Genomic DNA, 512 nt, shown 5'->3' on the forward strand with positions numbered 1-512 from the left:
CGCCCCAGTCCTCGCGGCCGGCGTAGTGCCAGCGGTCCCAGCTGTCGAAGACCTGGACGTCCTGCGCGTAGAGGTCCAGGAAGCGCGCCAGGTCGCGCTCGAGCACGGCGGCCGCGTAGTCGCCCAGGAAGGCATGGATCGGGTCATCGGTCATGGTGTGTCTCCTTGAAGCGGGATGGCTCCGTGGAGACGACGATCCAGGGCGGCGGATTTCGACGGGCACGGCGACGGGCCAGCGCGAGCAAGGCATGCACGCCGTTGTAGAGCAAGACGGGGATCGCCGTCAGCCAGAAGGTGCCGAACACGATCGACATGGCCAGGATCCCCAGGCCGAGATCGTCCTCGCAATGGCCGCTGGCGTCGCAGGGGGAGGGGACGTAAAGGTCGATGAGCAGGGCCGTCGAGACGTTCCAGACCAGCAGACCCAGGAGGACGGAAATGAGCAGGCGATTCATGGCGGGCGGGTTCCTTTCCTGGTGGAAAGCGGCCAGTCTCGCCATCGGCGCGGTGCT

Annotated in this window: 1 protein-coding gene; it reads right to left on the reverse strand. The window is 67.0% G+C overall.

The features are described from left to right. Positions 1-143: 143 nt before the first annotated feature. Positions 144-512 (reverse strand): hypothetical protein (locus FUT87_RS27955; RefSeq protein ID WP_222617336.1); only part of this gene is annotated, 369 nt, incomplete at its 5' end.

This window comes from Mitsuaria sp. TWR114, assembly GCF_007997345.1.